Here is a 10690-nt window from a genome sequence, read left to right as displayed (position 1 = left end):
GGCGCGCGCCGCCGACCGCGCGGGCCGCCTGCCGGACCTGCTGTTGCAGATCAACACCGGGTCCGAGCCGCAGAAAGCCGGCGCCCTGCCTGAGGAGGCCGATGCCTTCATCACCCTGTGCCGGACGCGTTTCGGCGCGAGCGTGCGCGGGCTGATGTGCATCCCGCCCGAGGGCACGGACCCCATGCCCCATTTCACCCTGCTGGCCGACATGGCGCGCGCGCATGGCCTGCCGGTCGTCTCGATGGGCATGTCGGGCGACTTCGAACAGGCCATCGCCGCCGGCGCCACGCATGTCCGCGTCGGCAGCGCCATCTTCGGGGCCCGCCCTGCGGCAGACCCCGCGGCCCCCACCCCCCTCCGAGACGAAAGCCGCCCCGGATGACCGCATCTTCCGACAACACGGGGGCGGCTGCGGCCTCCCCGGCCTTTGCCCGTGATGCGACGCCCACCGGCGGCCCCGCCCCGGTCAAGGAATTCGGCGCCGACCAGAAGGGCCATCTGTCCGGCCCGGTCGGTCTGGCCGCCCTGATGGGTGTGCTGGGCGTCGTCTACGGCGATATCGGCACAAGCCCCCTGTATGCCCTGCGCTCCACCGTCGAGGTCGTGGCGGGAGCCCACCACACGCCCGATGCGGTCGAGATCCTGGGGATCGAGAGCCTGATCTTCTGGTCGCTGATCCTGATCGTGACCATCAAATACGTGATGCTGGTCATGCGCGCCGACCATAATGGCGAGGGCGGGATCATCGCCCTGATGTCGCTGGCCCAGCGCGTGAGCATCGGTGCGCGGACCAAGTCGTTTCTGGGTTTCGTCGGTATCGCTGGTGCGTGCCTGTTCTTCGGCGATGGCATGATTACCCCGGCGATCTCGGTCCTCTCGGCCGTCGAGGGTGCGGAGGTCAGCGTACCCGCGGCGGGCGAATTCGTCATTCCGATCGCCATCATCATCCTGATCGCACTGTTCTCGATCCAGGGATACGGCACGGGGCGGGTCGGCAAGGTGTTCGGCCCGATCATGCTGCTGTGGTTCACGACGATCGGCGTATTGGGGCTGATCGAGATCGTCCACCAGCCGGGTGTCGTGCGCGCGCTGGTGCCCTATTACGCGCTGCGCTTCATCGTGGCGCACGGGGTTCTCTCGTTCCTCGCCCTGGGCTCCGTCGTGTTGTCGGTCACAGGGGCGGAGGCGCTATACGCCGACATGGGGCATTTTGGCCGCCAGCCGATCCGCTACGCGTGGCTGTTTCTGGTGCTGCCGTGCCTCGTGCTCAACTATCTCGGCCAGGGGGCGCTGATCATCAGCCACCCGGCGGCGCTGTCCAACCCGTTCTTCCTGCTGGGTCCGCGCTGGATCCAGTTTCCGCTGCTGATCCTCTCGACGTTGGCCACCGTCATCGCCAGCCAGGCCGGAATATCGGGCGGATTCTCGCTGTGCCGCCAGCTCATCCAGCTGGGTTATTTCCCGAGGATGCGCATCACCCACACGAACGCCGAGGAAGAGGGGCAGATCTACCTGCCCGATTTCAACCGCTTCCTGATGATCGGCGCGTTGCTGCTCGTCATTGCCTTCCGTAGTTCCAATGCACTGGCCTCGGCCTACGGCATTGCCGTGACCGGCACGTTCATGTGCACCTGCGCCCTGTCGCTGATTGTCTTCCATCGCCAGTTTCAGTGGAAGATGTGGGCCGCCGTGGCGGTGTTCGGCGGGTTCTTCGTCCTCGACAGCATTTTCTTCGCCTCCAATGCCCTGAAAATCCCGCAAGGGGGCTGGGTGCCGGTCATGCTGGGCATCTGGCTGACGCTGCTGATGACGACATGGAAGCGCGGCCGGTCGCTGATCATGGAGCGCCAGCGGATGGACAGCCTGCCCGTGGCCTCGTTCCTGGCCCGGCTGCCACAGTCGCGCACGGTGCGGGTGCCGGGTCTGGCGGTGTTCATGACCGCGACGCCGGAATTCGTGCCGAGTTGCCTTCTGCACAACCTCAAGCACAACAAGGTCCTGCACGATCACGTCCTGTTCGTGACCATCCAGAACCTCGATCAGCCCGAGGCCGACCGTGGCCATCGCGTCGCCCTGCAGGAACTTGCCCCGCACATTTACCGGGTGATCCTGCGCTATGGCTTCATGGAATCGCCGAACCTGCCCCGCGCGCTTGAGGATCTGAAGGCCAACGGCCTGGATTTCGATCCCCTCCAGGCCTCTTATTTCACCAGCCGCGAACTGATCGTGCGTTCGGCCGTGCCGAAAATGGCGGCCTGGCGGATGAGCCTGTTCCTGCTGATGGCGCGCAACGCCACGCCGGCGACGGAATTCTTCCGTATTCCGCCTGACCGCGTCGTCGAACTCGGCGTGCGGATCGCCATCTGAGCGCGCTCGCCATGCGGACGCATGCCCAGTCGGAGCCGTCCGTCGCCCTTTACGTGCACTGGCCGTTCTGCCGGTCGAAATGCCCGTACTGCGACTTCAATTCGCACGTGCGCGAACGCATCGACCAGACGCGCTTTGCCGCCGCCCTGCGGCGCGAACTGGCGACGGAGGCGGCCGCGCTGGGACGTCGGCCGCTGCGGTCGATCTTCTTCGGCGGCGGGACACCATCGCTGATGGACCCGCAGACGACGGCCGACCTGATCGCCGACGCGCGCGCGCTGTTCGACGCGGAGCCTAATCTGGAAATTACGCTGGAGGCCAATCCGACCAGCGTGGAGGCCGGGGCGCTGGCCGCGTTCGCGCAGGCGGGCGTCAACCGGATCTCGCTGGGCGTCCAGTCGCTGGATGACGCCGCCCTGCGTTTCCTTGGGCGCGAACATTCGGCCACGCAGGCCGTGGCGGCGCTGGAGACGGCGCGGCGGCTGTTCGGGCGTCTCTCCTTCGACCTGATCTACGCCCGACCGGGACAGACACTGGCCGCCTGGCGATCCGAACTCGATACCGCTCTGACGCTGGTCTCCGACCATCTGTCGCTGTACCAACTGACGATCGAGCCGGGGACGGTGTTCGAGGGCGCCGCCCGTCGCGGCCTGTTCGCCCTGCCCGACGAAGACGCGTCCGCTGCCCTGTACGAACAGACCGCGACCGTGGCCGCGCGCCACGGGCTGGCGGCCTATGAGGTCTCGAACTATGCCCGTCCCGGCTGCGAGAGTCGGCATAATCTGGGCTACTGGCGGTACCAGGACTATATCGGCATCGGTCCGGGCGCGCATGGACGCCTGACACGCGCGGACGGCCTGCACGCCACACGACGCCATCGGGCGCCGGAACCCTGGGCCGAGCGCGTCGAGCGCACCGGCAGCGGCACCACGCACGACGATCTTCTGTCGCAGCAGGACTGCGCACGCGAAATGCTGCTGATGGGTCTGCGGCTCGACGAGGGGATCGATGGCACACACTTTGCGGCACGCACCGGCATGGCGCTGGAAGACGCTCTCGACCCGGCAATCCTCCGCGCCGCGCTGGAGGAGGATTATCTGGCATGGTCGATCGCACCCGCCAGCACGCGATTGCGGGCCACCCCGTCGGGCCGCCTGAGGCTGGAAGCCTTGCTGGGCGCACTGGTCCTGTAAACGCCGCCCCCGTCCCTGCTCTGGCCGCCACGGGGCGATTGCCGTAGTCTCCCAGGCATGACCGTCGCGGCCGCCCCCGATCCGTGCTCCCCCATGCGTCTGGCGCTGGACGAGGCCCGGGCGGCAGCGGCCCGTGACGAGGTGCCGATCGGCGCGGTGGTAGTCGGCCCTGACGGCCGCGTCCTGTCCCGGGCCGGCAACCGCGTCGAGGAGCATTGCGACCCGTCCGCCCATGCGGAGCTGCTGACCATGCGCGCCGCGGGGGCCGCGCTGAACTCCCCCCGCCTGACCGGCTGCACCCTGTACGTCACGCTGGAGCCATGCCCGATGTGCGCGGCCGCAATCGTGCATTTCCGGCCCGCGCGCGTAGTCTTCGGTGCCTACGATCCCAAGGGCGGCGGCGTCGAACACGGGCCGCGACTGTTCGAGCGGCCGGAGTGCCTGCATCGCCCGGAAGTCATCGGCGGCGTGGCCGAGCGCGAGGCGGCCGACCTGCTGCGCGCGTTCTTCGCCGCGCGCAGGCCCCCGCGCACACGGCCCGCTCCGACCGATCCACCCGCCTGAGCGCCGGACAGGCGTCGGCTCTTAACGCAGGTTTCATCACGCCGTAGGGTTGGGGTCGGCTTCCCCATGGCATTACAGTGGGGTGTCTGCCCTGTGCGCGCTTCGGTCTTCGCCGGAGCAGCCGGCGCTCAAACAGATCAGGATCGATATGCCACACCTGCCTTTGCCGTCTCCCGTCTCTCCCGCGCGGACCCTGCGTACGCTGCTTGCCGCCACGGCCCTGCTGGGAGCCGGCGCCCTGGCCACGCCACCAGCGCGCGCCGACGATGCGGGCGCGATCAAGCCCAATACGCAGGTGCAGACGCTTCCGAACTTCGTGGCCCTGGTCAAACAGGTCAAACCGGCGGTCGTCTCGATCACGTCGCACATCACCGAGAGCGACGACGACGAGCAGCAGCAGGGCGGCATGGAGCAGCAGCAGTCGCCCTTCCCCTTTCCGTTTCCGTTCCAGATGATGCCCCAGCAGCCGCAGCATCGCTCGGTCGAGGCACGCGGCTCGGGCTTTCTGATCTCGGCGGACGGCTACGTGGTGACCAACAACCATGTGGTCAAAGGCGCCACCAAGGTGTCGGTGACGCTCGACGATGGCACGTCGCTGCCGGCCAAGATCGTCGGGCGCGATCCGAAGACCGATCTGGCGCTGCTGAAGATCGCCGCCAGCTCGCGCCTGCCGTTCATCGAACTCGGCGAGTCCGACAACGTGCAGCCCGGTGAATGGGTGGTCGCGGTGGGCAATCCCTATGGGCTCGGCGGCACGGTGACCGCGGGCATCGTCTCGGCGCGCGGGCGCGACATCGGCGATGGGCCCTATGATTCGTTCATCCAGATCGATGCGCCGATCAATCGCGGCAATTCGGGCGGCCCGCTCTTTACCCAGGACGGCAAGGTAGTTGGCGTGAACACCGCGATCCTGTCGCCGTCGGGCGGCTCGATCGGCATCGGGTTTGCCATCCCGTCCGACACGGTGCGCAACGTCGTCGACCAGCTGCGCAAGACCGGTCATGTGACCCGTGGCTATCTGGGGGTCGAGGCGCAGCAGATCTCGCCCGCAATGGCCAAGGCGCTGGGCCTCAAGCCGCCGACCCCCGGCGCGCCGCCGTCGGGCGCACTGATCGCCACGACCAACAAGGGCGGCCCGGCCGATCTGGCTGGCGTGAAGGCGGGCGACGTGGTGACCACGCTGAACGGACAGAAGATCGACTCGCCGCATGATCTTGCGGTCAAGGTATCGTCCCTGCAGCCGGGCACGGATGCCACGCTGGGCGTGATCCGCAACGGCACGGCGCAGAGCCTGCACGCCAAGATCGTGAACATGAGCGGCACCGGCGGCGACACGACCACCAGTGCGGCGGCCGACAGCGACACGTCCAGCGGCAAGATCGGCGTCTCGCTCTCGGCGCTGACACCGGATCTGCGCCACCGCCTCGGCGTCGACGATTCCGTGCATGGCGTGGTGATTGCGGCGATCAAGCCGGGCTCCCCCGCCGGGCAGGCGGGTCTGCGCCCTGGCGACATCATTCAGGGCGTCGGCAATCGCCCGGTCGACAATCCGCGCGCTACTGTCGCCGCCGTGCGGGATTCGATCAAGACGAACCAGTCCGTGCTGCTGCGCATCCTGCGCGACGGTCAGGCGCTGTTCGTCGCCATCGACCCCAGCAGCCAGGGCGACGACGGCGGATCGGGCGACGACAACAACTGATCGCCCCGCGCGCGCGTCCGGGTGACGCGCGCGCGACCGTTGCCGCCGACAGGGCACGCACGTTCACGTTTTTGAAAAAACCTTATCCAGACAAAGAATGTCACTTAGAGATGCGTCTCCGCGTCTCCTATCATCGGAGCGATGAAGCGCCTCTTTCCTTTTCCGCTTGGCATGACTCTGTCCGCTTTGCTGTTGCCGGCCAGTCCGGCAAGCGCCGACGATCTGCTCTCACCCGACCGACGCGATCGCAAGGACATCCGAGGCGACGCCCCGGCCGAGCCTGCTTTCCTTGGCCCATGGGGTGTGTTCAACGCCCAGAAGGGACAGGCATCCGGTTGGGGTCCGGTTGACAGCTATGCCCAGGCGCGTTGGTCCGAAGACTGGTCAGGCGTAAAACTGTCTTCCAGACCCAACGATGTTTTCGACCGCCTCAAACGTATTCCTCTCTCGTCCGATGGAACGGTTACCCTCACGCTGAACGGCGAGGAGCGGCTGCGTGGCTACTACGACAGTCATCCCGCGCTGGGCACACGTCGACCCGGACGTGCCTTTCGCGTGCTTCTGCGCAGTCTTTACGGTGCCGATCTTCAGGTTGGAACGCATGTGCGGCTGTATGCCGAACTGGCGAACGGCACGGCCGGCGGCTCCAATTATTACGGCTATGATGGCTATCAGCGTTCACGTTTGGATCTGCAACAGGGATTTCTCGAACTTCGGCAGACACTGTTCGGATCACATGCCGGCGTCATGATCGGACGCCAGTATTTCCTTGATGCGCCACCGTATGTCCTGTCGGTACGCGACCTGCCGAACATCCCGCAAAGCTGGAACGGTATACGTGGCTACGCCTTCTGGCATCGTTTTCGTCTCGATACGTTTGGCTTTCTCCGCACCGATCCCAAACCCCAGGGCGTCTTCGCCAACAGGGCCGACTGGCACACGCGGTTGTTCGGCGTCTATGGCAGCTACGCACTGCCACAGATGGCATTCATGCCGGCAAAAAGCTCCGTTTTTGCCGATGTCTTTTACTATGGCTATCTTTACCGGGGCGCCGCCAGTGCGACGGCCTCGGCCAGCGGGGTTCAGCTTGGTGCAACACGCCGAGACACGGTGGGCACCCGGCTTTGGGGTACGCTCGGGCCGTATGAGATCAGCCTTGGGGCCCTCTATCAGGGCGGGGTATTTCACCCGGAGAACGCGACCAGCCGCCCTATACGGGCTTACGCCATCAATGGCTCCGTCACGCGCAGTTTTGCGGGTGTCATCGGCAAGCCTGCGGTCGGTGTGCAGGTGGATCTGTTTTCCGGTGGCGATGCCAGCGGCCGCACGGTTCGCACCTATGCCGCCCCCTACTACAACGCCCCATTCTATAACGACGTCACGACCTACATGGGGCCTCAGAACGCTCTGAGTGCTGGACCGGTGGGACGGTGGACGCCGATCAAAGGGATCTCGGTCCGGGTGCATGTGCCCGTCTTCTGGCGCGCCAGCACACGGGACGCCCTGTATGGCACGAACCAGATCTACCCGCTCGACCGGTCAGCCGGTCGCCTGACCGGCGTTCTGCCGCAGGCAGGCGTCAGCCTGGCCCTGAACCGACACCTGACCTGGAGCCATGACTTCGCGGCGTTCTGTGGGTCCGCCGCATGGCACCGGGCCGGTGCGCGGGACGGACAGTTCTATATGCAGACGCTCGATTTCCGCTTCTGACGACGCCGCCCGACGCCTGCAGGCGGGTCGCTGCCCTCAGGCCGCGCCGACCGCCTCGGCCACGATCTGGCGCAGGCGCGGATGCATTGCCGGATTGGCGGCAACGACCGAGACCGAATCGTCCAGCGCCGTGATTTCCGCGCCAGACGGATCAGTGGCATACCCACCGGCCTCGCGCACCAGCAGCAAGCCTGCCGCGCAATCCCACGGCTTGAGGCCCAGCTCCCAATAACCGTCGAAACGTCCCGCCGCGACCCACGCGAGGTCGAGGGCAGCCGAACCGAAGCGGCGGATGCCCGCGACCTGCGGCATCAGGGCGCCCAGCGTGCGGGCGAACGGCAGGCGCTGCACCGCCGGAACCTTGGCGAACGGAATGCCCGTGGCAAACACGGCCTCAAGCATGTCGCGGCGACCGGAGACACGCAGACGGCGTTCGTTGACGAACGCGCCGACGCCCTTTTCGGCCCAGAACATCTCGTTGGCGGCCGGGTTGTAGACGACGCCCGCGACCAGTTCGAACGTCCCGTCCGGCAGGCGGCGCTGCAGGCCGATCGAGATCGCCCAGTGCGGAATGCCGTGCAGGAAGTTCGTCGTGCCGTCGAGCGGATCGACGATCCAGCGCCACGTCCATTTGTCACCGCCCGAAGCGCCGCTTTCCTCCATGAGGAAACCGTAGCCCGGGCGGGCCTTTTCCAGGTCCTCGCGGATCGAGGCCTCGGCCCGCATGTCGGCCTGCGAGACGAAGTCGCCCGGGCCTTTCACGCTGACCTGAAGGTTCTCGACCTCGTTGAAGTCACGCAGCAGACGACGCGCGGCGCGCTGCGCCGCGTTCTGCATTACCGTCATGTGGGGGGAGAGACGAATGGCCACGAGACAAGGTCCTGTCGGCTGCGGGAAACGAGGAAACGGGCGACGCGATCAGTTCTTCGCGCGCTCGACGTAGCTGGCGTCGTCGGTACGCACCACGACCGATTCACCGGCTTCGATGAACGGCGGCACCATCGTCTTGACGCCGTTCGACAGGATCGCCGGCTTGTAGGAGGAGCTGGCGGTCTGGCCCTTCACCACAGGATCGGCCTCGACGATCTCGAGCGTCACGTGCGGCGGCAGGGTCACGGCCACCGGGTCGTTCTCGACCAGCTTGACGTTGAGCGTCATGTTGTCCTGCAGGAATGGCGCCTGGTCGCCCAGGATCTCGACGGCCAGCATCGTCTGCTCGAACGTCTCGGGATCCATCAGGACCAGATTGTCGCCGTCGGTGTAGGAATAGGTGTATTCCTTGTCCTCGGTCATCAGACGCTCGACCGTGTCGGCGGTGCGCCAACGCTCGTTGGTCTTGTTGCCCGTCTTCAGGTCGCGCATCTCGACCTGGATGAAGGCGCCACCCTTGCCCGGGGTGATGATCTGCTGCTTGAGCACCGTCCAGCGACGGCCGTCATGTTCGATGACCTGTCCGGCGCGGATCAGGTTTGCCTGCTGCTTCATGGGTGTCCCCGTGGACTGAAGTGGAAAACGGGCCGGGCGCGGGCCCGGGTACCGGCGCGACGACCGGCTCGGAAGGCGGGCTTCTACCGGGTCCGGGGCTTTTCGGCAAGGTTTGCCTCGCCCGTCGGGCCGATTTCATGGCGGACGCCCTGCGGGTCGAGGACCGCGCGGCCTTCGTCACGCAGATACTCCGGCCCCAGAGGCACCTTGCCGTGGCCACCGGGAATGTCGAGCACATAGGTCGGCCAGGCGAGGCCGGTCACACGGCCGCGCAGGGACGCCAGCAGGGCGCGCCCCTCGGCGATCGGGACGTGAAAGCGCGCCGTCCCCGGCGCGGGGTCGAGCTGGTGCAGGTAATAGGGCTTGACCCGCGCGGCCACCATGGCCCGCAGCAACCCTTCCAGCGTCTCGGTCGTATCGTTTACCCCGCGCAGCAGCACCGACTGCCCGATCACCGGAATCGCGCGCGACTGGATACGGCGCAGGGCGGCACGCGCCTCGGGGGTGAATTCGCGTGCGTGGTTGGCGTGCAGCACGACCCACATGGCACGGTCGGTCTCCAGCGCGTCCAGCAAAGCCGCGTCCACACGCGCCGGATCGGCTACCGGCACGCGGGTATGGATGCGGATCGTTTGGATGTGCGGGATCGCCTCCAGCGCACGCATGATCCGGTCCATCCGCCGCGCCGACAGCATCAGCGGATCGCCGCCGGTCATCACGACCTCGCCGATGGCGGGATGGGCGCGCAGCCACTCGAACGCGCGGTCCAGCGCCGCGTCGTCCAGCAGTCCGCCGTCCGGCCCCACATGCTCGCGCCGGAAACAGAACCGGCAGTACAGCGGACAGACCAGCAGCGGCTTGAGCAACACGCGATCGGCGTAGCGGTGCACGATCCCGGGCACCGGCGACAGCGCCTCGTCGCCGATCGGGTCGGAGCGTTCGGCGGCCGTCGTCAGCAGTTCGGCCGGATCGGGGATCACCTGACGGCCGATGGGGTCGTCGGGATGCTCGATCAGGGCGGCGAAGGCGGGCGGGATGGCCGTCGCATACGCCGCCGCCACGTCCTCCAGTCCCGCGCGCGCGGCCTCGGGCGCAAGGCCTGCGGCGATCAGCTCGTCTGCGGTACGCAGGGTGCGGGGAAAGAGGCGCGTCATGGCGGCGCTTTACCGATCTCCGTCGCGTTTGGGAAGGTTTCGCGCATGATCGGCCCTTCCGCCCGCCCGGGGGCCGTGCTACCGCCGCGACATGGACGCGCACGCGACCCCGATGGCCGGAGCCCCCGACACGGCCGCTTTCGCGGAACCCGGCGAAGCACCGTCAGGCGCGGGCGGCTGGCGGCGGCTGGCGGTCGGCGTGATTCGTGCATGGATCGACGTCTGCCTGCGCACCACGCGATGGCAGACCGATCTTCATCCCGACGCCTTCGACATTTTGACCGGGCGCACCGGGCAGGGCGGCGTCGTGGCCTTCTGGCACGAGGCGCTGGCCCTGACGCCCGCGCTGCGCCAGTGGGCGTACCGGATCAACCCGACGCTGCGCGTGCATGTCCTGATCAGTCGCAACCGGGACGGCCGGCTGATGAGCGACATCGTGCGCCCGTGGCGCACGCAGGTCATCGCCGGATCGTCCACGCGGCGCGGCAAGGTCAAGGGGGGCGCGCAGGCCTTCC

Annotated in this window: 10 protein-coding genes; 7 read left to right on the top strand and 3 right to left on the bottom strand. The window is 67.2% G+C overall.

The window, feature by feature from the left end; genetic code table 11:
* The 6 genes from HUK82_RS11840 to HUK82_RS11815 all read left to right on the top strand — a co-directional run.
* The coding region (locus HUK82_RS11840; RefSeq protein ID WP_176614157.1) for an alanine racemase at positions 1-385 on the top strand (385 nt) is incomplete at its 5' end.
* The gene (locus HUK82_RS11835) at positions 382-2370 is read left to right on the top strand and encodes a potassium transporter Kup (RefSeq protein ID WP_176614156.1); all 1989 of its coding nucleotides are present in this window, start codon (positions 382-384) and stop codon (positions 2368-2370) included. The genes HUK82_RS11840 and HUK82_RS11835, both read left to right, overlap by 4 nt.
* Positions 2371-2381: 11 nt before the next feature.
* Positions 2382-3563 carry a radical SAM family heme chaperone HemW gene (gene hemW / locus HUK82_RS11830; protein WP_176614155.1) on the top strand — a complete coding sequence of 394 codons (1182 nt, stop codon included), beginning with the start codon at positions 2382-2384 and terminating at the stop codon, positions 3561-3563.
* A 57-nt stretch (positions 3564-3620) separates the two neighbouring features.
* A complete protein-coding gene (locus HUK82_RS11825; protein ID WP_246495335.1) occupies positions 3621-4127 on the top strand; it encodes a nucleoside deaminase in 507 nt (168 codons plus the stop codon).
* Positions 4128-4275: 148 nt separating this feature from the next.
* Complete coding sequence (locus HUK82_RS11820; protein WP_176614154.1) at positions 4276-5826, top strand: Do family serine endopeptidase; 1551 nt, start codon at positions 4276-4278, stop codon at positions 5824-5826.
* A gap of 141 nt (positions 5827-5967) precedes the next feature.
* Positions 5968-7536, top strand: coding sequence for an alginate export family protein (locus HUK82_RS11815; protein WP_176614153.1), 1569 nt, complete (start codon positions 5968-5970; stop codon positions 7534-7536).
* Positions 7537-7572: 36 nt separating this feature from the next.
* Here the strand turns inward: HUK82_RS11815 and HUK82_RS11810 are convergent, their stop codons facing one another.
* The 3 genes from HUK82_RS11810 to HUK82_RS11800 form a co-directional block, all read right to left on the bottom strand.
* Entirely contained in the window at positions 7573-8382 is an 810-nt protein-coding gene (locus HUK82_RS11810) for an inositol monophosphatase family protein (RefSeq protein WP_176614158.1), read from the bottom strand.
* 72 nt (positions 8383-8454) lie between these two features.
* Entirely contained in the window at positions 8455-9021 is a 567-nt protein-coding gene (gene efp / locus HUK82_RS11805) for an elongation factor P (protein WP_176614152.1), read from the bottom strand.
* An 83-nt stretch (positions 9022-9104) separates the two neighbouring features.
* Positions 9105-10175 carry a lysine-2,3-aminomutase-like protein gene (locus HUK82_RS11800; RefSeq protein ID WP_176614151.1) on the bottom strand — a complete coding sequence of 357 codons (1071 nt, stop codon included), beginning with the start codon at positions 10173-10175 and terminating at the stop codon, positions 9105-9107.
* Positions 10176-10287: 112 nt separating this feature from the next.
* Between HUK82_RS11800 and HUK82_RS11795 the strand changes: the two genes are divergently transcribed.
* The coding region (locus HUK82_RS11795) for a DUF374 domain-containing protein (protein ID WP_176614150.1) at positions 10288-10690 on the top strand (403 nt) is incomplete at its 3' end.

It is taken from the genome of Ameyamaea chiangmaiensis (genome assembly GCF_013376175.1).
GTDB classification, from domain to species: domain Bacteria; phylum Pseudomonadota; class Alphaproteobacteria; order Acetobacterales; family Acetobacteraceae; genus Ameyamaea; species Ameyamaea chiangmaiensis.
Note: the sequence above shows the minus strand (reverse complement) of the source record. Positions and strands in the feature narration are given on the sequence as shown.